18 protein-coding genes are annotated in these 20,482 nt (G+C 74.6%); 13 read left to right on the top strand and 5 right to left on the bottom strand.

Going from position 1 to position 20,482, the window contains the following annotated elements:
• Nucleotides 1-6: 6 nt before the first annotated feature.
• Complete coding sequence (locus tag ABD944_RS22300; protein ID WP_345179404.1) at nucleotides 7-951, bottom strand: TIGR01777 family oxidoreductase; 945 nt, start codon at nucleotides 949-951, stop codon at nucleotides 7-9.
• 116 nt (nucleotides 952-1,067) lie between these two features.
• Here ABD944_RS22300 and ABD944_RS22295 point away from each other — a divergent pair, with 116 nt between their 5' ends.
• The gene (locus ABD944_RS22295) at nucleotides 1,068-2,336 is read left to right on the top strand and encodes an outer membrane protein assembly factor BamB family protein (protein WP_345179402.1); all 1,269 of its coding nucleotides are present in this window, start codon (nucleotides 1,068-1,070) and stop codon (nucleotides 2,334-2,336) included.
• Here the strand turns inward: ABD944_RS22295 and ABD944_RS22290 are convergent, their stop codons facing one another.
• Nucleotides 2,337-2,966, bottom strand: coding sequence for a TetR/AcrR family transcriptional regulator (locus tag ABD944_RS22290; RefSeq protein WP_345179401.1), 630 nt, complete (start codon nucleotides 2,964-2,966; stop codon nucleotides 2,337-2,339).
• A 128-nt stretch (nucleotides 2,967-3,094) separates the two neighbouring features.
• On the opposite strand from ABD944_RS22290, the gene ABD944_RS22285 reads away from it, so the two are divergent.
• A complete protein-coding gene (locus ABD944_RS22285) occupies nucleotides 3,095-4,525 on the top strand; it encodes an MFS transporter (protein WP_345179400.1) in 1,431 nt (476 codons plus the stop codon).
• On the opposite strand, the gene ABD944_RS22280 is transcribed toward ABD944_RS22285, so the two are convergent.
• Nucleotides 4,526-5,923 (bottom strand): hypothetical protein, encoded by a 1,398-nt coding sequence (locus tag ABD944_RS22280; protein WP_345179398.1) that lies wholly within the window; start codon nucleotides 5,921-5,923, stop codon nucleotides 4,526-4,528. It abuts the gene before it with no gap.
• The gene (locus ABD944_RS22275) at nucleotides 5,907-7,664 is read right to left on the bottom strand and encodes a hypothetical protein (RefSeq protein ID WP_345179397.1); all 1,758 of its coding nucleotides are present in this window, start codon (nucleotides 7,662-7,664) and stop codon (nucleotides 5,907-5,909) included. The genes ABD944_RS22280 and ABD944_RS22275 overlap by 17 nt, the downstream gene beginning before the upstream one ends.
• A gap of 763 nt (nucleotides 7,665-8,427) precedes the next feature.
• On the opposite strand from ABD944_RS22275, the gene ABD944_RS22270 reads away from it, so the two are divergent.
• Both ABD944_RS22270 and ABD944_RS22265 read left to right on the top strand, forming a co-directional pair.
• Nucleotides 8,428-9,012 carry a dihydrofolate reductase family protein gene (locus tag ABD944_RS22270; RefSeq protein WP_345179396.1) on the top strand — a complete coding sequence of 195 codons (585 nt, stop codon included), beginning with the start codon at nucleotides 8,428-8,430 and terminating at the stop codon, nucleotides 9,010-9,012.
• Between the two features lie 107 nt (nucleotides 9,013-9,119).
• Nucleotides 9,120-10,484 carry an MFS transporter gene (locus ABD944_RS22265; RefSeq protein ID WP_345179394.1) on the top strand — a complete coding sequence of 455 codons (1,365 nt, stop codon included), beginning with the start codon at nucleotides 9,120-9,122 and terminating at the stop codon, nucleotides 10,482-10,484.
• On the opposite strand, the gene ABD944_RS22260 is transcribed toward ABD944_RS22265, so the two are convergent.
• Nucleotides 10,457-12,688 carry a lantibiotic dehydratase gene (locus ABD944_RS22260; RefSeq protein WP_345179393.1) on the bottom strand — a complete coding sequence of 744 codons (2,232 nt, stop codon included), beginning with the start codon at nucleotides 12,686-12,688 and terminating at the stop codon, nucleotides 10,457-10,459. The two genes, ABD944_RS22265 and ABD944_RS22260, sit on opposite strands and share 28 nt — an antisense overlap.
• Nucleotides 12,689-12,843: 155 nt before the next feature.
• Between ABD944_RS22260 and ABD944_RS22255 the strand changes: the two genes are divergently transcribed.
• The 9 genes from ABD944_RS22255 to argC all read left to right on the top strand — a co-directional run bounded on the left by ABD944_RS22255 (nucleotide 12,844) and on the right by argC (nucleotide 20,481).
• Nucleotides 12,844-13,881 carry a ketoacyl-ACP synthase III family protein gene (locus tag ABD944_RS22255; RefSeq protein WP_345179391.1) on the top strand — a complete coding sequence of 346 codons (1,038 nt, stop codon included), beginning with the start codon at nucleotides 12,844-12,846 and terminating at the stop codon, nucleotides 13,879-13,881.
• Nucleotides 13,882-14,112: 231 nt separating this feature from the next.
• Nucleotides 14,113-15,000 (top strand): sulfotransferase, encoded by an 888-nt coding sequence (locus tag ABD944_RS22250; RefSeq protein WP_345179390.1) that lies wholly within the window; start codon nucleotides 14,113-14,115, stop codon nucleotides 14,998-15,000.
• Between the two features lies 1 nt (nucleotide 15,001).
• Entirely contained in the window at nucleotides 15,002-15,775 is a 774-nt protein-coding gene (locus ABD944_RS22245; RefSeq protein WP_345179389.1) for an SDR family NAD(P)-dependent oxidoreductase, read from the top strand.
• A 2-nt stretch (nucleotides 15,776-15,777) separates the two neighbouring features.
• Nucleotides 15,778-16,632, top strand: a complete 855-nt coding sequence (locus ABD944_RS22240; RefSeq protein WP_345179388.1) for a family 3 encapsulin nanocompartment shell protein — start codon at nucleotides 15,778-15,780, stop codon at nucleotides 16,630-16,632.
• The gene (locus ABD944_RS22235) at nucleotides 16,632-17,471 is read left to right on the top strand and encodes a transketolase (protein WP_345179385.1); all 840 of its coding nucleotides are present in this window, start codon (nucleotides 16,632-16,634) and stop codon (nucleotides 17,469-17,471) included. Before ABD944_RS22240 ends, ABD944_RS22235 begins: the two co-directional genes overlap by 1 nt.
• Nucleotides 17,468-18,478 (top strand): transketolase family protein, encoded by a 1,011-nt coding sequence (locus tag ABD944_RS22230; protein WP_345179384.1) that lies wholly within the window; start codon nucleotides 17,468-17,470, stop codon nucleotides 18,476-18,478. Before ABD944_RS22235 ends, ABD944_RS22230 begins: the two co-directional genes overlap by 4 nt.
• A complete protein-coding gene (gene lysW / locus ABD944_RS22225) occupies nucleotides 18,453-18,620 on the top strand; it encodes a lysine biosynthesis protein LysW (protein ID WP_179846692.1) in 168 nt (55 codons plus the stop codon). The genes ABD944_RS22230 and lysW overlap by 26 nt, the downstream gene beginning before the upstream one ends.
• Nucleotides 18,617-19,471, top strand: coding sequence for a lysine biosynthesis protein LysX (lysX, locus tag ABD944_RS22220; RefSeq protein ID WP_345179382.1), 855 nt, complete (start codon nucleotides 18,617-18,619; stop codon nucleotides 19,469-19,471). The genes lysW and lysX overlap by 4 nt, the downstream gene beginning before the upstream one ends.
• Nucleotides 19,468-20,481: an N-acetyl-gamma-glutamyl-phosphate reductase gene (argC, locus tag ABD944_RS22215; RefSeq protein ID WP_345179380.1), complete on the top strand. Its 1,014-nt coding sequence runs from the start codon at nucleotides 19,468-19,470 to the stop codon at nucleotides 20,479-20,481. The genes lysX and argC overlap by 4 nt, the downstream gene beginning before the upstream one ends.
• Nucleotide 20,482 lies beyond the last annotated feature (1 nt).

The raw sequence follows: 20,482 nt of genomic DNA, 5'->3' as shown, positions 1-20,482 counted from the left end.
CGGCGGTTACCGCGAGTCGCGTACGCGTTGCACTAGGTCTTCGGCGGCTGTTCGCCAGTGGGGGTGGTCGAAGGTGAAGCCTGATTCGAGGAGGCGGCCGGGGACTACGCGGCGGCTTTTCAGGAGGAGTTCGGTGTCCGTGCGCAGGGCGAGCGCTCCTAGTTCGGCCATCCATCTCGTTGCGGGCAGGCCTACCGGGACTCCCCACGCGGTGCGCAGTGTCCGCATCACGGAGCGCTGCGGCAGGGGGCCGGGGGCGGCGAGGTTCACCGGGCCGGCGATGTCGTCCCTGGCGATCAGGAACTCCACCGCGCGGACGAAATCCCGGTCGTGGATCCAGGACACGTACTGCGCACCGCCCGCGACCGGGCCGCCGAGGCCGAGCCTGGCCAGCCAGAGCAGGTAGTCGAAGACCCCGCCGCGATCGGGGCTCATCACCATGGCGGTACGCAGGGCGACCTTGCGGGTGGACGGCGTCTCGGCCTGCCGCTGCGCCCGCTCCCACTCCTTGGCGATCCTCACGCTGTAGGCCCAGTAGCCGGGGACGCCGGGCTCGGTGCCGCCGATCATGCCGGTCGCCTCGTCGTTGGGCGCGTCGAAGCGGTGGGCGTAGACGGTGGCGGTGCTCATCTGGAGCCAGACCGAGGGAGGCTTCGCGGCCCCGGCGATCGCCGCGCCGACCACCCGGGTGGAGCGCACCCGTGAATCCATCATCGCCTGAAGGGTGGCCGGCGTGTAACGGCAGCTCACGCTGCGCCCGGCGAGGTTGATCACGACGTCGCTACCGTCGATCGCCTCGGTCCAGGGGCCGAGCGTCTCGCCGTCCCAGCCGACCTCGTGGGCGTGCGCCGGGCGCCTGGTCAGGACCACGACGTCATGGCCGGCGGCGGACAGCGCACGGTTCAGGACCGCGCCCACCTGCCCGGTCCCGCCGGGCATCACGATTCTCATCTGCTCTCCCCCGCCTCGCGACACGAGCCCCACTCATTTGAACACGTTCAATACTCGGCCGCAAGAAGATCCGGGGGCCGATGGCGGGCGGAGGGCCGGGCCGGGATGATGTCGGGATGATCCGCTCCCGGCTCGGTGCCGCTCTCGTGCTCCTGGTGTCCGCGGCGGGGGCCGGCTGCTCCAGTGCCTCGCCGGACCTTCCGTCGCGCGAGGGCCCGCCCGCGGCCTGGTCGCTGTCCGTGCCGACCGGCGAGAACACCACGGCGGTCGTCGGGCGGGTCGCGGTGATCGCCAACGACCGGGCGGTGCTCGGCGTCGACCCCGGGTCCGGCCGGGAGCTGTGGCGGGTGCCCTCCGGCGAGGACGACGAGGTCGACGTGGCAGGCGACCTGATCGTCCAGCGGCGGAAGAGCTCCACGGACGACCTGGTCCGGTTCAGCGTCATCGACCCGGCGAGCGGCGGAACGCTCTGGCAGGACGGCCCGGTCACGAAGGCGCGGGTCACGCGGGACGCCGTCCTCACCACCGCCTGCCGCGAGGGGGCCGACTGCGAGATCACCCGGAGGGATCTGCGCACCGGGAAGGTCCGCTGGAGGCTCGGGAGCGACGACGTCCGGTTGGCCGACACGGCGGTCGGGGTGCGGCGGCCGCTCGTCCCGGACACCGATCAGATCTTCGCCTCCCGCCGCGGCGACGACCGGCCCCTGCCCCCGCCGGGAGGGAAGAGCGCCGACGGGAGCGGCTGGTACTCGGTGGTGGTCGGACGGACGCTGATCAGCACGGACCACGACCCGCCGTCCGGCGACGAGAACTGCACGGTCACCGTCTCGGCGACCGACGCGGCGACCGCTCACCGCGCATGGACGAGGAAGGTCTACGCGGGTCGCGACGCGGGCGGCGAGTGCGGGAAGCGGCTCGCGCCGTCCAGCACCGGCCTCGACCTGATCGGCGAGGGGCGCCGGATCGCCGCGTCCACCGACACCGGCAGGCCGCAGGTCTTCGATCTCGCCTCGGGACGGACGGTCTGGCGCGGCGAGGCCCCGGGCGTCCCGATCGACGGCGACGGGCACGCGCTCCTGGTCCGCGAGCACGCGGACGCCGGCGCCCTCTCGCTGCTGGACTTCGCCACCGGCCGCGTCCTGTGGAAGGCCCCCGATCCCGGCCTGCCGGGGACGTCCGCCAGCTGGGAGACCGCCGTCACGCAGCGGCGCGTCGCCGTCAGCGGAGCCGAGGGCGACCACCCGTTCGTCCTCGTCTACGACGCGGCCACGGGCCGTCGCCTCGGCCGCTTCCCCGGCTGGCTGCAAGGGCTCGGGGACGACTGGGCGGCGATAGGCCACGGCGCCAAGGTGAACACGCTCACCTACGACTTCATCCGCGTCTGACTACCTGCCGGCGGCGTCCCCCGGGTCGGCGCCCAGGGCGCCCAGCAGGGTGCGCACGAGGGCCTCGCCGGCCTCGACCCGGTCGAAGCGCTGCGCGGAGACCTCTTCCATCGCGGCGTGCAGCAGCGCGTAGACGGTGCTGACGAGCCATTCCACGGGAAGGTCGGCGCGGAAGTCCCCGGCGTCCCTCCCCTGGACGATCAGCTCGCGGACGTGCGCCATCGGCGGGTCGTGCAGTCGCCGGACCTCCTCGGCCGGGAGTGTCCGGCGCGCGGCGTTGTACAGGCGGCCGAAACGGCCGATGAGCGGCCAGGTCGTGCGGATGAGGTGGGCGAAGGCGTCGGCGGGCGACCCGGTGCTCCGCGCGGCCTCGATGGTCTCCGTGCTCTGGTCGATCGCCCGCCGGAGGACGGCCCGGATGACGTCCTCCCTGGACGGGTAGTGCGCGTAGAGGGTGACCCGGCCAACGCCGGCGGCGCGGGCGATGTCGGTCATGCTCGCGTCCGGCTCGCGGGCGAACAGGTCCGTCGCGGCCGTGATGATGGCGGCGCTGTTGCGTTCGGCGTCCGCGCGGCGACGTCCGCCGGTCTCCGGTTCCGCCTTCGCTCGGCCGCCCGTCCTGCCTCCCATGGCCGACACCCTACGTCAAGTCGAACGCCGCTGTTCACTTTATGCCTCGCGCCGCTATACGTTAACCCGAACACTAATGTTCGGTTTATCGGCGACGCCCCGGTGTCCGCCGGGCTGGGAGGCCCCTCATGGCTCACGGTTCGTCCACCCGCGACCACACCGCGGCGCCACCGGATCCGCGCCGCTGGACGGCGCTCGCGCTGATCAGCGTGGCGCAGTTCATGCTGATCCTGGACGTCACGGTGGTGAACGTGGCGCTCCCCGACATCGGCGCCGACCTGGAGCTCACCCGCACCGGCCTGACGTGGGCGGTCACGGCCTACACGCTGTTCTTCGGAGGCCTGATGCTGCTCGGCGGACGGCTCGCCGACGCCTTCGGCGCCCGGCGCATGATGCTGGCCGGCCTGGCCGTCTTCACCGCCGCCTCCCTCGCCACCGGCCTCGCCCAGAGCGGGACGCTGCTGCTCGGCGGCCGGATCGCGCAGGGCGTCGGCGCGGCGCTGCTGTCCCCGGCGGCGCTGTCCACCGTCGCCACCACCTTCCACGGCCCCGAACGCCACAAGGCCCTCGGCATCTGGGGTGCGCTCGGAGGAGCCGGCTTCGCCGCGGGCGTGCTGCTGGGCGGCGTCCTCACCGCCGGCCCCGGCTGGCGCTGGGTGTTCTTCGTCAACGTCCCCGTCGGGCTCGTCCTGCTGGGCACGCTGCCGGCGGTGGTGCGCGGCCGCTCCGGCCGTCCCTCCGGGCAGCGGCTCGACCTGCTCGGCGCCGGCACGGTCACCGCCGCGACGGCCGCGTTCATCTACGGGATGACCAACGCCGGCGACGACGGCTGGTCCGGCTCCGGCACCCTCGTCCCGCTGGCCGCCGCCGTCCTGCTGTACGGCGCCTTCGGCTGGATCGAGCGCGCGGCGAGGACCCCGCTGATGCACGTGACCATGCTGGCCCGCCGTCCCGTGGCCGCCGGAGCCTTCCTCATGCTCGTCGCCTCCGGGCTGCTCATCTCCCTGTTCTTCCTCGGCTCCCAGTACCTGCAGCACGCGCGCGGCATCAGCGCTCTGGAGACGGGCCTGCTGTTCCTGCCCGCCGCGCTCGGGACCGGCGTCGGAGCGCATGTCGGCGGACGGCTCGTGGGTTCCGCCGGCACTCGTCCGGTCGCCGCGGCGGGCCTGGCCCTGGTCGCCGCCGGCGCCGGCCTGCTGACCGGCCTGCCGGCGGACGGCGGAGTCGGCCTGGAGCTGCTCCCGGGCCTGGTGATCGCGGCCGCGGGCGTGGGGCCGGTGTTCGTCGCGGCGAGCGCCTCCGCCCTGGCCCACGTCGAGCGCTCGGAGGCCGGCCTCGCCTCCGGCGTGGTCAACACCTTCCACGAACTGGGCGCGGCGATCGGCGTGGCGGTGGCGTCCACCGTCGCCGCGGCGGGCCTCGCGGACGTCCCTTCCATCGACGGCTTCACCACCGCGTTCACCGTGTTCGCCGTCGCCGCGGCGGCCGCCGCCGTCGTGTCCCTCTGGCTGGTACCGCCGGGCAAGCCGCGGATGACCGGGGGCCCGCACGCCCACTAGCTAGGTCAGGGGGCCGGTGGCGACGGTGATGGTGCCGCCGGGGAGCCAGCTGGTGCCGGTGTGCGCGTGTTGCGCGGGGGCTCTCGACGGCATGAACGTGACGAGCGACGCCGCGTACAGGCGGGGCGGGCCGTCCGTTCCCTCGGGGCCGCGCCAGGCCCGGTAGCCGGCGGCGGTGGGCGTCTCGTCCGGGAAGCGGGCCCTCAGCTCGGCGGCGTAGCGGAGCGGGTCCGGGTCGCGCGGAGAGAAGCGCAGCGGGAGCATCTGGGCGGCCGGGATGGCCAGCAGCGGCGCGCTGAGCAGCCAGGGCGCCAGGTAGGCGCCCTGGCCGCGCAGGGTTCCCCGCGCCATCCGGCGGAGGACCGCGTCCGCGCTCGACCAGCCCGGGACGAGGATGACCGGACGGTCCGCGCCCGCGGCCGTGACCGTCAGCCCGGCCCGCGCGCTCGCCTCCCGGACGACCAGCGCCGCGGCCCGCGACCGGGGCGACCCGTCCCCGACCAGGTGGACGGAACGCACGCCGCGGCCGGCGAGGAACCCGACCGTCGCGCGGAGGGCCGCGGCGTCGGCGGCGTCGAGCCGGTCGGCGGGGCACGGCACGGCCGTGTCGCCGCCCGCGACGAGGACGCCGAGGGCGGCGCTCGCGCATTCCGGGCCGTCCGTGCGGAGTCGCGGCGACGCGGCCGGGCCCTGCCCGGTGTCGACCGCGAGGGAGGTCGTCCGGCCGCCGGATGTCAGGCGGATCCGGCTGCGGCCGGGCGGGAGCCACACCTGCCGCCACGTACCCGGCGCGCCCGGCATGCGCGCCGTGGCGCCCGCCGGGCCGCGGGACGTCCCCACCGAGACCGGCCGGTCGCCGGTGTGGACGAGGTTCCAGCCCGGACGCTGCGGAGTCACCAGGATCGGCAGGCGCTCCCCGGCCAGGTCGACCTCGCGCAACAGCGGAACGCCGGGGGCGACCCGGTCCCGGACGACCGTGAGCGACCCGCCCACGGTGAGCACCGCGAGCGCGGCGGCCAGCACCGCGCCCGACGCGACGGAGCGCCGGGGGTGCCGGAGCGCGCGGGGCGTCGCGAGCGCCACCGCGCCGAGCGCCAGGGCCACGAGCACCCGGTCCACGGCCACCAGGCATCCGACCGCGGCCACGGCCGCGACGACCGAGACCAGCACCGTGACGCGGCGGGACGGCGGGCCGACGCGCGGCCGGAGCAGCGCGGCGCCCGCCACGACGGCGGTCGCGAGCAGCGCGACGACACGGATCGCCGTGGTCGCCCAGCCGCCGTCCGGCACCGCGCCGTGCCCGCCGTGGCCGCCGTCCGCCCACGCCGGGGAGGCGAGGAGCGGCAGCAGCGCCGCCGTCCCCGCCGCCACCCGCCGGACGTCAGCGGACGTCGTCATCGGAGACCGCGAACAGGACGCCGTGCGGCCGGGCGTCGCCGGTCTCGCCGTGCGGCCACGCGGCCCGGTTGAACTCCACGCACGGGCGGCCGGTGTTCTCGTCCTTGAAGCCGCGGTCGATGGAGAGCTGCTGCCGCGGGGAGATGTTCACCATGCAGACGCGGTGGTCTCCGTCGAACGGCGACGCGGCGACGAAGTAGTTCGCCATGACGAGCCGCGTCGGCTGCCGCGTCTCCTGGTAGTAGCCGCCGGGCCCCTGCCGGAAGTTGTCCAGCGCCGCCCAGTGCGGGCCGCCGGTCGTCGGGTCCTCGACGGGCAGGACGCTCACCAGGGACGGGCAGTCGGGCTCGGCGCCGCCGCGCGTGACCTCCTCCATGGTGTCGATGTTGCACCGCGCCTGCTTGCCCGCGCCGACGAGCTTGCGGATGTCCAGCACGTACACCATGCCGGTGTCCTTGCCGCCGGACGACTCGTCGCCCCGGCGCATGACGACGTGGTACAGGTAGCGGTCGTCCGCGCTGGTCTGCAGCCAGGAGCCGCCGTCCATGCCGACGCGGTTGTCCAGCTCGGGGGCGAGCCTGGTGAAGGCGGTCGTGTCGTCGAAGACCTCGCGCCACGTCGGCTTCGGGTCGGTGATGTCGGGGGTGTAGTAGATGGACGCCCCGCCCATCGTCGAGACGAACCCGCCCCGGTGGTGGCGCTCGTTGGTGAGCGCCGTCTCCATCACCACGCGCGGCTCCTCCTCGATGAGGAACGGTTCCTTGCGCGGGCCGTCCGGCAGGTGGGAGACCGACAGCAGCCTGGGCCGGTCGCGTTGCGCGATGTCGTAGATCCGCACGGTGTCGCGGGCGATGTAGAAGTCGGCGGACGGGATCAGCATCAGGCTCCGCACCTCGGCGAAGTCGCTGGTGACCAGCCGGTTCAGGTCCTCGCGCACCCGGATGCCGTGCGGGTTCGCGCAGGTCGGCGGGTCCACCTGCGGGATGCTGTGGCAGGTGTCGGGCTCGGCGGCCTCCGTCGCCGCCGGGTACTCGACCCGCACCCGGCCGCTCTGGTCGATCCGGAGCACCTCGCCCGGGGTGCCGGCCGCGCCGTTGCCCGTCCTGACCTCACCGTGCGTGTACGTGCACGGCCCGGGGACGTTGGGACCGCCCATGTAGGCGCCGTAGACGGTGCCGTCCTTCAGGGTCGTGAAGGCGTCCGGGGCCGTGCCGCAGGGGGTGTCCGTCGCGGTGACGACGCCGCTGAGCTTGATCTGGGGAAGCCTCGCGACGTCGAACACGTAGGTCGTGTCGCTGAGCAGCCCGCCGGCGTAGACCTTGTCGCCCTTGTGCCACACGTACTGCATGTGGTGCGGCTCGTTCTGCAGCAGCGGGCCGATGGTCGCGGTGTTGACGACCTTGCCGTAGTCGCGGGAGCCCTTCGTCGCGTCGATCACGGCGAGGAAGTCGGGGTCGGCCGAGCCCTCGACGTCGGACTTCCGGTGGGCGGCGTGGCCCGCGGCGCCCACCGGGCCGCCCGGGACGCTCGCGTCGCCCGTCCAGACCAGCAGCCATTCCTTCCGGTGGCCCTGGCCGTTCGTCCGGACGATGTGGTTCGTGACGGTGTAGGTGGTGCCGTCGCGCCCCTTGACGCTGGAGGTGCTGACGACCACGTCGCCGGCTCCGGCGTCCGCCCCTGCCACGGGCTGGAACGCGACCAGGCAGGCGGCCGCCGCCGCCAGCGCGATGAGAACGATCAACCTTCGGCGCAGTTTCGAGAACGGTTCAATGCCGACCATGGGCTTGTCCCCCGTGTTTCCGCAGGCGGGATCGCCGATCGGCGTCAATTTACTATACTAATTACTAGCTATCCAGAGTCGGACGCGCGGCACGCCGACCCCGGGACGGAAGGGCGCGCGGATTACGTCCCGGCCGCGCGCGGGCCCCTGGACATGAAGGATTTCCGCGTCCGGGCCCATCGTTCCGCAACGGTGTTGCCGGCGGTTCGGCCGACCCTCCGCCAAGCCCCGGCTTCACGCGTTCCGCCGCGCACGGCCATGGAGCTCACCTCGAACTCCGCAGGCAGATGGCTCCCTGCAGACCCGCTGGTCAGCGCATACATGGTCGCGCCGACCGCCGTCCGGCGGCCCGCCCGGCGATTCCACCATCCCACCGACGCGGAGTGAACTCAGAAGTCAATGTCCCGCCGCGTTCTCGGCGCCCACCACCGCCCAACATCCGGAAACCCGGCCACCGATCGCGCCGCACCTCCCCGCCATTCCCCATAAGAACTGCTCTCGGCACGCGACTTTGCTACAAAATCTGCTAGCTGACCGAATCCGGCCGCCGTCCGAGGTTTGGGTTAAGCGCTTCGACGGATGCGCGGGTCGGGCGTCCCCGCTCGGCGGCGCGACCCGGGGCGCCGTCGATTCCAGGGGCGCTGTCGATTCCGGGGGCGAGCGTTCGTGTAGAGGGTGACGGGCCCCGACCGGGCGGCCCGCACTACAAGGAAGGACCGGGCCGATGCGTTCGATCAGCGTCACGATGTTCGTCTCCCTCGATGGGGTGGTCCAGGGCCTGGGACGCCCGGACGAGGACACCCGCGACGGGTTCGCCCACGGCGGCTGGGGCCCGCAGTACAACGACGAGGTGATGGGCCGCGAGATGGCCAAGGGGATGGCCAACGCCGGAGACATGCTGTTCGGGCGCCGGACGTGGGAGGACTTCCTCAACGCGTGGGGCCGCGCCACCGACGGCAACCCGTTCAGCACGCACATGAACGCGGCCACGAAGTACGTGGTGTCGAAGACGCTGGACGACGCGGACGCGTGGGAGAACTCGTTCCTCCTGCGCGGCGAGGCCGTCGAGACGGTGGCGGAACTGAAGGCCCGGCCGGGCGGGAACCTCGCGATCAACGGCAGCGCCTCGCTGGTCCGGAGCCTGCACGCCGCCGGCCTGATCGACCACTACACGCTGCTGATCCACCCGCTGACCCTGGGCTCCGGCAAGCGCCTCTTCGAGGGCCCCGCCCCGCTGACCGAGTTCGACCTCACCGGCAGCGTCACCACCCCCAAGGGCGTCATCATCGCCCACTACACCCGCCGCTGAGACAGATCTGGGGGGTGGTGGGGGTGTGGGGGGTTGGTTAGCTTTTGGGCTGGCCGCTCGTGGTTAGGAGACCCATGCTCCCTGCGGAAGCGTCTGGTCGGCGTCGGGTGGGTGCGGGGGGTGGGGGGCCGGCGCTGGCGCTGCTGTGCGGGTGCCAGCTCACCCTGGTGGTCGACGCCTCGATCGTGAACATCGCGTTGCCCAGCATCCAGCGGGGGCTCGGGTTCGGCGACGCCGGGCTGTCGTGGGTGGTGAACGCGTACACGCTCGCGTTCGGGGGGCTGCTGCTGCTCGGGGGGCGGGCCGGTGATCTGCTCGGGCACCGGCGGGTGTTCGTCGCGGGGGTCGGGGTGTTCACCGTCGCGTCGCTGGCCGGAGGGTTCGCGGTTTCGCCGGGGTGGCTGCTGGCGGCTCGGGCGATGCAGGGGGCGGGGGCCGCGTTCGCGGGCCCGGGCGCGCTGGCGCTCATCGCTACCACCTTCCAGGACGCGGAGGGCAGGAGCCGGGCGCTGGCCGTGTTCTCCATGGTCGCGAGTGTGGGGATGGTCGCCGGGCTGGTGCTCGGGGGCGTCCTGACCGCGTGGGCGTCCTGGCGGGCCGTGCTGTTCGTCAACGTGCCGGTGGGCCTCGCGATCGTGCTGCTCGTGCCGCGGGTCGTGCGGGAGTCGGCCAGGCAGGAGGGACGGTTCGACGCGGGCGGGGCGGTCGCGTGCACCGCCGGGGCGACGCTGCTGGTGTACGGGTTCATCCGCGCCGCCGAGCAGGGGTGGTCCGGGGCGCTCACGGTGGGCGCCTTCTGCGGGGCGGCGGCGCTGCTCGTGCTGTTCCCGGTGGTCGAGGCGCGCGCGCGGCAGCCGATCGTCCCGCTGGGGCTGTTCGCCGACCGGGACCGGGTGGGCGCCTTCCTCATGCGGTTCCTGCTCACGGCTGCCATGAGCGGGATGCTGTTCTTCCTGACCCTCTACGTGCAGGGGGTGCTGGGGTACGGGCCGCTGGCGACGGGGTTCGGGTTCCTGCCGACGACGATCGCGCTGATCGCCGCCAGCCGGGCCGTGCCCGGGCTGCTGCCCCGGTACGGGCCGCGGCCGATCATGGCGGCCGGGACCGTGCTGTGCGTGGCCGGGATGGTGTGGCTGACGCAGGTGTCGCGGGACGGCACCTACGTCGCGATGATCCTCGGGCCGGTGCTGCTGTTCGGGGCGGGGACGGGACTGGTGGCGGTGGCGGCGACGTTCACGGCGATGCGGTCGGTGCCGCCCGGGGAGTCCGGGGCGGCCTCGGCGCTGCTCCAGAGCATGCAGCAGATCGGCGGGTCGCTGGGCGTCGCCGTCCTGGTCACCGTGGACCACGCCGGTTCGTCGAAGGTGGACGGCATGCGGGACGCCTTCACGGCCGGGGTGGCGTTCACCGCCTGCATGCTTCTGGCGCTGGCCGCCTTCCGCTCTCAGGGACGTTCCGGATCGCAGAACTGAAGGCGCAGCTCGCAGCCGTAGCGCCGGCCCGCCGCGTCGGGCAGCCACGGTTCGTCCAGGTCCGGGAGGAGTTCGGTGAAGACGACGGGGACGTCGTCGCCGGCGGTCGCGCGGGCGGCGCGCAGCAGCGTGGCGAACGAGGAGACGTACCGGGGGCCGGTGAAGTCGACGTAGACCGGTTTGACCTCCGTGCCGACCTTGGCGAAGACGCGTTCGGGCATGCCGAGGGAGCGGCGCAGGCGGCGGGCGGCAAGGTACTCGCGGGGCCCGTGCGCGGGCGCGACGGCCGTCCCGCCGACGGTCGTGCGCCAGGTCTCGCGGGCGACGACGAGCCCGTCCAGCGTCAGGCGCGGGTGGTGGGGGCCGGCGCCGGCGAGCTTGAACGCCTCGGCGCCGAGCCAGCCGAACAGCAGCGCGAACACCTCGCGGAGCGGGCACCGGAGCCCGTCCGGCCCGGTGACCTCCAGAGCGCCGGCGTGCTCGTGCACGGTGAGCGCGACCAGCGGCAGGACGCGGGCGGGGTCCGCTCCCGGCGCCGGGGCGAAGGCGAGCTGGTGGTCGGTGACTCCGAGGACGGGGGCGATGCGCGCGGTGTACTGGGGCCACCAGGTCGGGTACAGCGGCCGGAACTGGGGGCCGATGTCCTCGGCCGCCGCGGCGCGCAGCCGGCCGGGGTCGGGGTGCCGGTCGGCGAAGACGGCGCAGTCGAGGGTCGGCCACGCGGTGTGCATCTCGCCGAGGACGAGGGTGAACTCCCCCGCCGCCATCGCCTCGGGGCCGGCCGCGCCGAGGCACAGGTCGGGGCTGTGGATGCGGGCTCCCGCCCAGCCGGGGCGCTCGGCGGCGAACAGCCGGGCGGCGGGAGCCGCCAGGTCGGCGGCGGTGAAGGTGAGGCGGCGCTCGTCCGGCGCGCCGTCCAGGCCGAACAGCGCGTTCCAGCGGCGGGCGAACTCGGCGGCGACCGCGTCGGCGGGGCGGTCGCGCCCGGTCAGCAGGGCCTGGGCGGCGTCCCAGAACGCCGGCATCGGCACGCCGCGGGCGCCCGGTTCGAGCAGGTCGCGGTACAGGTCGCGGAACGCGGCGTCGTAGGCGTCCGCGAGGGTCGCCGACAGCCAGCGCGCGGCGGGCAGGAGGACGGACCCGAACGGGCCGGAGAGCGCGTCCAGGAGCGGGCCGCCGAACGTGACGTCCAGGTCGCGGACGGTGTCCTCGTAGCAGAGCCGCCGTCCCGCGTACATCTGCCCGCTGCGCCGCTCCGGCTCCGCCCCGGTGACGGCGGTGAACTCGGCGTCCAGGCGTTCCAGCGCGGCGGCCAGGGCGTCGGGGTCGCCCGCCGCGGCGGCCACGGACGCGCGGGCGCGGTCGAGCCGGGCGAGTCCGGCCAGTGCCCGTTCCCGGGCCCGCGGCTCGGCGATCGCGGCGAGGGTGTCGCGGAGCACCCGCTCCGCCCGCGGGTTGTACGGCATGTTCACGCCCCGCCAGACGATCCCGTCCTCGACCAGCCGGTCCAGGGCGGCGGCCAGGTGCGGACCGGGTGCGACCTCGGCAGCGGGCCGGGTGCCGTCGCAGCGGGACAGCACCTCGGCTTCGGCGGTGGTCAGGTGCCGCGGGTCCTCTCCCGGCCGCAGGACGTCCTCTCCCCGGACGAGCAGGTGCGGGTGGATGCCGACGGGCAGCCACGGCGCCACGTCCGGGTCGTCCAGGAGCGCGGCGACGTAGGCCTCCAGCGCCCAGAACTCGTAGTCGACCTTGCGGGACCGCAGCAGTCCCCCGCCGGGCCTCGCCTCGACCGCGTCCGCCGCCTCGGGGTCGATCGTGCCCCAGGCGACGGGGCCGAAGAACCCGGCGGTGTCGTTCTTGCCGCAGTAGCGCTGCCAGTAGCGGACGAGGGTGTTCTCGCGCCCCCGCCGCTTCTTGCGCTCCAGCCTCGGGTTCTTCCCGGGCCGGGCGGCCGGGCCGTCGGCGAGACGTGCCAAATGCACCGCGGCGGTGGGGTTCTGCCATGTCACCGCCTCGCGGAAGAGCGGGTCGGCGGCGATCTTCGCCGCGGCGCGGCCCGCGTCCGCCAATGCGGCGTCCATGGCCTGCGCGAATTCGGTTTCTCCGGCGATGCCGTCGAGAAAGGCATCGGCGGTCGCGGCGCATTCCGGCGCGGCGAAAAGCGCGAGCCCGTCCGCGGGGAATCCGGTGGAGCGGATCAGCACATCTCGCCAAACCGACCATCGCGTTCCGGGTAGCGGCACCGAGTGCCGTCCGTCGCCCACTGCGATCTCCCTCCGCCACCGAAACGGCTCTCGCCCCGCGAAGAAGATCAACATAATGTGTGATTTGTTTGCCGTCACTCTCCGGAGGTCCGCACATGCGCTGCGACGGTCTGTTCCTCGCCGGGCTCGCCCACCGGATTCCCGAGGCGGTGGACGTGGACGGGGCGGTGGACGGCGGCCGCTACGACGCCGACGACCGGAGGGCCGACGGGTACGCCTCCGTCGCCGTGGCCGCCGGCGAGGCCCCGCCCGAGATGGCGGCCGCGGCGGCGCGCCGCGCGCTGGAGCGGTCCGGGATCCCGCCGTCCGCCGTCGCGCTGCTGCTGCACGCGTCGGCCTGGTTCCAGGGCGTCGACTACTGGCCGGCCGCCTCGTACGTGCACCGCGAGGTCCTCGGGGACGACGGCCGGCACGCGCCCGCGCTGGACGTCCAGCAGATGTGCGCGGGGGCCCTCGGCGCGCTGGAACTGGCCGCCTCCTACCTGGCTGCCGACGCGTCCCGCGCGTCCGCCCTGGTCACGACCGCGGACCGGTTCACCGACCCCGGGTTCGACCGGTGGCGCGGGGACGTGCGCGGCATCGTCTACGGGGACGGCGCCGCCGCGGCGGTGCTCGCCCGGGAGGGCTTCGCCCGGCTGCTGGCCGTCTCGACGGTCGTCGACACCGCGCTGGAGGGCATGTACCGCGGCGACGAGCCGTTCGCGTCCGCGCCCGGCCGCCCGGTGGACGTGCGTGCGCGCCGCTCCGCTTTCGCCGCGCACGCCAGGGCGCTGGTGGGGAGCCTCGCGGAGCGGACCGCCTCCGGCCTGACCGAGGCCGTCGGCCGGACGCTGGACGAGGCCGGGCTGAAGATCGCCGACATCTCCCGGTTCGCCTTCCCCAACGTCGGCCTGCACGTGCTGCGCACCCGGTACGCCGAGCCGCTGGGCCTGGACGTGGAACGCACCACCTGGGACTGGGGCCGCCGCACCGGCCACGTCGGCGCGGCCGACCAGCTCACCGGCCTGACCGATCTGGTGGAGTCCGGGCGGGTGGGGGCGGGCGACCGGGTGCTGCTGGTCGGGATCGGCGCCGGGTTCGCCTGGACGTGCGCCGCCGTCGAGATCGTCGAGCGTCCCGCCTGGGGCCGCTGACGCGAGCCGCTCCCACGTCAGGCGCTCACCGGCGCCCCCACCAGCGTGCCCGCCGATATTGCGGAGCGCTGGCCGTCCCGGCCATCACGACCCCGCTCTGTTATGTCATGACGTCACAAAAAGACGAATCAATCCTGTTCCTCTCTTGATGGTTCCACTTTACGGAAGATCATGTTTTTATGTTCCCGACCAGCTTGTGCCGGTACACCCCGGAAGGTCGCGGTTTTGCCAATGAAGGTGCTTTACATCACCGGTTGGTGTCGCAGCGGCAGCACCATGCTGGGCAACGTCCTCGCCGAGGCCCCGGGGATCGTGCACGTCGGCGAACTGCGTTTCCTCTGGCTGAACGGGGTTCTCGGAACGGGCAGCAACGGCAGGTGCGGGTGCGGGCTCGGCCATCGCGAATGCCCGTTCTGGTCCGCGGTGCTGGAGGAGGTCCGCCCGCCCGGGACGTCCCTCGAACGGCACGCCGCCGAGGTCGTCGCCTGGCAGGACGCGTACCGGACCCGGCACACCTGGCGGGTGCTGCGCGACCCGCCGCGCAACGGGTGGCCGGACGCGCTCGCCGCCGCCTACCGCGCCATCGCCCGGGTCTCGGGCGCCCGCGTCATCGTCGACAGCTCCAAGTTCGCCTCCGACGCCGCGCTGCTGGCGTCCCTGCCGGGCGTGGAGGGCCGCTACGTCCACCTGATCCGCGACCCCCGCGCGGTCGCCTGCTCGTGGCTGCGGCCCAAGGCGTACACGGGCCGCCGCTCCGCGCTGAACAGCACCTGGCACTGGACCGGCTTCAACCTGGCGGCCGAGGCGGTCGGCCGCGCGCACCCGGACCGCTCGCTGCACATGCGCTACGAGGCGCTAGTCCGCAGCCCCCGCGCCGCGGTCGGAACCATCCTGGACCTGCTCGGCCACGAGGGCCCGAACCCCGTGGCCGCCGACGGGACGGTCGAGCTCGGCGGCAACCACACCGTCACCGGCAACCCCAACCGGTTCGGCCGCGGCCGGACCCGGATCGAGGAGGACCGCAGGTGGCACGCCGCGCTCCCGCGCTCCCAGCGTTCCGCCACCACGCTCATGGCGCTCCCGCTGCTGCACCGGTACGGCTACGAGAAGAGGGTGTGACGTGGACCTCGGACTGGACGGAAAGGTGGCCCTGGTCGCGGGCGGGTCGGCGGGCATCGGCCTCGCGATCGCCCGCGACCTGGTCCGCGAGGGCGCCGCGGTGTCGATCGCGGGCCGCGACCCCGGCCGGCTGGCCAAGGCCCGCGACGCGATCCGCGCGGACCTCGGCGCGGAGGTCGGCACCCGGGCGCTGGACGTGCGCGACACCGAGGCGGCGCGGGCCTGGGTGGACGACGCCGCGGCCGAGCACGGCGCCGTCCACATCATGGTCACCAACGCGGGCGGGCCGCCCGCCGGGCCGACCGGGGCGTTCGGCCCGGACGACTACCGCGCCGCCCTCGACCTCGCGATGGTCTCCCACATCGGGCTCGCGCAGGCGGCGCTGCCGCACCTGCGGGAGGCCGGCTGGGGCCGGATCCTGATGATCACCAGCGAGACGATCCGCGACCTCATCCCCGCGTTCGCGCTCTCGGGGATCGTGCGGACCGGGCTCGTCGGCTACGCCAAGACCCTGGTGCACGAACTCGGCCCCGGGGACGTCACCGTCAACGTCCTCGCGCCCGGATACACCGCGACGGACGCGCTGCTGTCCGGCCTCACCGGCGAACCCGAGGCGGAGACGGCCCGCGTCGCGCGGGAGGCGGGCATCCCGCTCGGCCGGGTCGCCCGGCCGGAGGAGGTCGCGGCGGCCGGGGTGTTCCTGCTGAGCGCCCGCGCGAGCTTCGTCACCGGCACCGTCCAGGTCGTCGACGGCGGCCGCTCCCTGGGGGTCTGACCATGTCCGAGATGCCGGTGCCCGACGTGCGCATGATGCTGGACGACCCCGAGCTGACCCGGCGCAGCCCGGGCGAGGAGTTCGCGCTCGCCCACGCCCGTCACGGGCCGGACGCGGCGGTCGAGCTACGCGCCTCCATCAGCGACCTGTTCCCGCCCGCCAAGCGCCGTCCCCGCCTGACCGTCCGGCACCTGCTCCGCAAGGCCGTCGTCGACGCCGACGAGGTCACCGTCTTCACCGAGCGGGCCGAGAACACCTCGCCGGACGACGCCGCCCCCGAGTGGGAGTTCGAGGTCGGCTCCGCGACCGTCCGGACGCAGGTCGTGCGGGCCTCGGTGCCGGTGCCCAAGGAGATCCTCGCCGACCCGGCCGCGCTCGCCGCGTTCGTCGACTACCGCCTGCTGGTGCGGCTCGGCACGGCGGAGAACGACGTCCTGCTCAACGGGACGGGGCCGATCCAGGGCCTGCTGCGCGTCCCCGGCCTTCGCGAACGGCCCTCCGACCCGGCGGACGGCGGTTCGGCCGCCCGGACCCTGCTCGCGACGGCGGCGCTGTGCGAGTGGTACGGCGGGTCGGCGGACGGGATCGTCATGCACCCCGACGACTGGTGGCCGCTCGTGGCGGACGGCGCGTTCCTCGAACGGCTCGCCGTGCAGGGCGTCAAGGTCAGCAGGACCCGCATGGTGCCCGCGGGCACGGCCCTCGTCGGCGACTTCACCGCCGCCGCGACGCTGCTGGACCGCCGGTCCTCGACGATCCGGCTGGACGGGGACGCGCTGGTGGCCGAGATCCGCGAGGGCCTCGCCGTCCACCTGCCCGGCCACTTCGTGCTCGCCTCGCTTCCCGGCGGGCGCTGATGGGCGCGCCGGCGCCGGCCGGTCCGGCGGCGGACCTTCCGGCGGTCGCCCACCGGGTCCGCGAGCACATCGTGCGGATGTGCGCCGGGCCGGAGGGCGGCCACCTCGGCGGCTCGATGTCGCTGGTGGAGATCCTCACCCTGCTGTACTTCGAGGTGATGCGGGTCGATCCGCGCCGCCCCGCCGCGCTGGAGCGTGACATCTTCATCCTCAGCAAGGGGCACGGCGCGATGTGCCTGTACGCGGTGCTGGCCGAGCGGGGCTACTTCCCCGTCGCGGAGCTGGCGGAGTACTCACGGCCGGGCAGCCGGCTGATGGGCCACCCCGTCCGCGCGGTGCCGGGGGTGGAGATGCCCACCGGATCGCTCGGGCACGGGCTCGCGCTCGCCAACGGGTTCGCCGTCGCCGACCGGGGCCGCCGCTGCTTCGCCGTCCTCGGCGACGGCGAACTGCAGGAGGGCGCCGTCTGGGAGGCGGCCATGGCCTCGGCCTCGCTCGGCCTCGGCAACCTGACGGCCGTCGTCGACCGCAACCGCCTCCAGATCACCGGCCCCACCGAGGACGCGATCGGGCTGGAGCCGCTGGCGGACCGCTGGCGCAGCTTCGGCTGGACGGTGCGCGAGGCCGACGGCCACGACTTCGGCGCGCTGCGCGAGGCGCTCGCCCCGGGCGGAACCGGAGAGGGGCCTCCGACGGTGGTCCTCGCCCGCACCGTCAAGGGGCGCGGCCTGCCGTCGCTGGAGGCGAAGACGCGCAGCCACTACGCCAGGCTGAGCGGCCGCCAGGCCGAGCGGTCCCTGGCCGTGCTCCAGGCCCGGCGCAGGCGGGCCGTCTCATGACGGCCGGCCGCGCCCAGGAGACGCCCCGGCCGCGCTCCGCGCGGGAGGTGTACCGCGACCTGCTGCCGGAGTTGATGCGCGCCGACGACCGGCTGTACTGCCTGGACAGCGACACCGGGCTGTTCGAGGCGGCCGCCTTCGCCGGCGTCCCCGGCCGCTACCTCAACCTCGGCATCGCCGAGCACAGCCTGATGGGCACGGCCGCGGGCCTGGCCGCCAGCGGGAACGTCCCGTTCGTCACCACGATGGCGACCTTCGCCGCGACCCGGGCGCTGGAGGCCATCAAGATCGACATCGCGTACAACGCGCTGCCGGTCCGCATCGTCGCCACCCACGGCGGGCTGGCCGCCGGGCACCTCGGCCCGACCCACCACGCGCTGGAGGACCTGGCGATCATGCGGGCGCTGCCCGGCTTCACCGTGGTCGTCCCGGGCGACGCCGGGCAGGCGGGCGAGGCCGTCCGGCAGAGCGCGGCGCTGCCCGGCCCCGCCTACATCCGGCTCGGCCGCTCCGCCACCCCCGACCTGGACGGCGCGGCGCCCGGAGGCGGCCCGTTCGAGATCGGTCGGGCGCAGTGGCTGCGGCGCGGCGGGGACGTGGCGATCGTCGCCTGCGGACCGCACCCGGTGCTGGCCGCGGCGCGCGCCGCCGACCGGCTCGCCGGGCAGGGCGTGCGCGCCGCCGTCCTCAACCTGCACACGCTGCGCCCGCTCGACGTCGCGGCCGTCGTCGCGGCGGCCGAGGGCACCGCGGGCGTCGTCACCGTCGAGGAGCACTGGCGCTCGGGCGGCCTCGGCGGCGCCGTCGCCGAGACCCTCGCCGAGCACGCGCCGGCCCGGGTGGCGCGGGTCGGCATGCCCGACACGTTCGCCGAGCGCGCGGGCGGCCAGGAGGACCTGCTCGACCGGTACGGCATCACGGCGGGCGCGGTCGTCGCCGCCGCGCTGCACCTGACCAGCGGAACCCACGGAGGTGGCACGCATGACCCAGACCTGTCCCGAGTGTGAGGGCCCGGTCCAGCTCGCCGAGCCCGTCCGGCTCAGCGAGATCGCGCAGTGCGCCGACTGCTCCAGCGAGCTGGAGGTCGTCGGCCTCGACCCGGTCACCCTCGCGCTCGCCCCCGAGATCGAGGAGGACTGGGGCGAGTGAGGCCGGTGGCCGTGCTGGCCTCCCGGGTGCGGTACGAGGAGAAGCGCGTCTTCGCCGCGCTGGAGCGCCGCGGCGTGCCGTACGCGCACGTGGACACCCGGCGGTTCAGCGCCGAACTGGGCGGTGGGGCGGCGAGCGCCGGGCCGCGGTACGCGGCGGCGCTGAACCGGGAGATCTCCCACAGCCGCGCCCTCTACGCGTCGATGATCCTGGAGGCGCGCGGGGTGCCGACGGTCAACCGGTCGGAGGTGATCACCGTGTGCGGTGACAAGCTGCGCACCTCGCTGGAGCTGGAGCGCGCCGGCGTCCCCTCCCCGCGCACGGCGGTCGCGCTCACCCCGGACGAGGGCGCCGAGGCCGCCGAGCGGCTGGGCTTCCCCGTGGTGATCAAACCGCTGACGGGGTCGTGGGGACGGCTCGCGGCGGCCGTGCGCGACCGGGAGTCGGCGCAGGCCGTCCTGGAGCACCGGGCCGCGCTGCCCTCCCCGCTCCAGCACATCGTCTACCTGCAGGAACTCGTCGACAAACCGGGACGCGACATCCGGGTGATCGTCGCCGGGGACACGGTGGTGGGCGCGACGTACCGCTACTCGGACGGCTGGCGCACCAACGCCGCCCGGGGCGCGCGCTCCGAGCCCTGCCCGCTCACGCCCGACCTGGTCGAGCCGGCCCTGCGGGCCGCGCGGGCCGTGGGCGGCGGGATCCTGGGCGTCGACCTGATCGAGGGCCCCGAAGGGCCGCTCGTCCTGGAGGTCAACCACAACGTCGAGTTCCGCGGGTTCCAGGACGCGCACGGCGAGGACGTGGACGTCGCGGACGCGATCGTCTCCCACCTGCTGGAGGCGGCGTGATCCGGGTCGGCGTCCTGGGCGCCGCCGGATACCTCGGCGGCGAGCTGCTGCGGCTGCTCATCGGCCATCCGGGGACGGAGGTCGCGCACGCGATCTCGACCCGGTTCCCCGGCCGCCGCGTGGACTCCGTCCACCCCAACCTGCGGGCCCAGACCGACCTGCTGTTCAGCGCCCCGGACGACCTCGGCGCCTGCGACGTGCTGCTGACGGCGACCCCGCACAAGGCCACCATGAGCCTGCTGCCCGAGATGAGGGGACGGGCCAGGACGGTCATCGACCTCTCCGGCGACTTCCGCGACCCCGACCCCGCCGTCTACGAGCGGTACTACGGCGTCCCGCACGCCGCGCCCGGGCTGCTCGGCGCGTTCGTCCCCGGCGTCCCCGAGCTGTTCCGCGCGGAGCTGGCCGAGGCCGACCTCATCAGCGTGCCCGGGTGCATGGCCACGGCGGCGATCCTGGCGCTGCACCCCCTGACCGGGCTGATCGGCCCGGACGTGCAGATCGACGCCCGCACCGGGTCGAGCGGGTCGGGCGCCCTCGCCGGGGACGCCAACCTGCACGCCGAACGCAGCGGCGCGCTGCGGGTGTTCGCCCCCGTGCGGCACCGCCACGAGGCGGAGGTGGCGCGGCTGACCGGGCTGAACGCGAGGATGACCGCCACCGGGGTCGAGGCCGTGCGCGGAGTGCAGGTCGTCTGCCACGCCACCGGCTCCGCCTCCGCCGACGAGAGGGCCGTCCGCCGCGCCTACCGCGAGCGCTACGCCGGCGAGCCGTTCGTGCGGATCGTCGCGCACCGCACGGGAACGCACCGGCTCCCCGATCCGAAGCTGCTGTCCGGGTCCAACTACTGCGACGTCGGCTTCGCGGTGGACGGCGACCGGATCACCGCCATCGCCGCGCTGGACAACCTGGTGAAGGGCGGAGCGGGCGCCGCGGTGCAGTGCCTGAACATTCGCACCGGCCAGCCCGAGACCCTGGGCCTGGGGTTCCCCGGCCTGCACCCGGTCTGAT

Origin of the sequence: Actinomadura verrucosospora, assembly GCF_039540335.1 — a bacterium.
Lineage (GTDB): Bacteria > Actinomycetota > Actinomycetes > Streptosporangiales > Streptosporangiaceae > Spirillospora > Spirillospora verrucosospora.
The sequence above is the reverse complement of the archived record's forward strand: the minus strand, read 5'-3'. Positions and strand labels throughout refer to the sequence as shown.

Excerpts from the sequence above, each read along its gene's own strand:
- ABD944_RS22300 (WP_345179404.1), bottom strand. The coding sequence starts at position 951 with ATGAGAATCGTGATGCCCGGCGGGACCGGGCAGGTGGGCGCGGTCCTG.
- ABD944_RS22295 (WP_345179402.1), top strand. The coding sequence starts at position 1,068 with ATGATCCGCTCCCGGCTCGGTGCCGCTCTCGTGCTCCTGGTGTCCGCG.
- ABD944_RS22290 (WP_345179401.1), bottom strand. The coding sequence starts at position 2,966 with ATGGGAGGCAGGACGGGCGGCCGAGCGAAGGCGGAACCGGAGACCGGC.
- ABD944_RS22285 (WP_345179400.1), top strand. The coding sequence starts at position 3,095 with ATGGCTCACGGTTCGTCCACCCGCGACCACACCGCGGCGCCACCGGAT.
- ABD944_RS22280 (WP_345179398.1), bottom strand. The coding sequence starts at position 5,923 with ATGACGACGTCCGCTGACGTCCGGCGGGTGGCGGCGGGGACGGCGGCG.
- ABD944_RS22270 (WP_345179396.1), top strand. The coding sequence starts at position 8,428 with ATGCGTTCGATCAGCGTCACGATGTTCGTCTCCCTCGATGGGGTGGTC.
- ABD944_RS22255 (WP_345179391.1), top strand. The coding sequence starts at position 12,844 with ATGCGCTGCGACGGTCTGTTCCTCGCCGGGCTCGCCCACCGGATTCCC.
- ABD944_RS22250 (WP_345179390.1), top strand. The coding sequence starts at position 14,113 with ATGAAGGTGCTTTACATCACCGGTTGGTGTCGCAGCGGCAGCACCATG.
- ABD944_RS22240 (WP_345179388.1), top strand. The coding sequence starts at position 15,778 with ATGTCCGAGATGCCGGTGCCCGACGTGCGCATGATGCTGGACGACCCC.
- ABD944_RS22235 (WP_345179385.1), top strand. The coding sequence starts at position 16,632 with ATGGGCGCGCCGGCGCCGGCCGGTCCGGCGGCGGACCTTCCGGCGGTC.
- ABD944_RS22230 (WP_345179384.1), top strand. The coding sequence starts at position 17,468 with ATGACGGCCGGCCGCGCCCAGGAGACGCCCCGGCCGCGCTCCGCGCGG.
- lysW (WP_179846692.1), top strand. The coding sequence starts at position 18,453 with ATGACCCAGACCTGTCCCGAGTGTGAGGGCCCGGTCCAGCTCGCCGAG.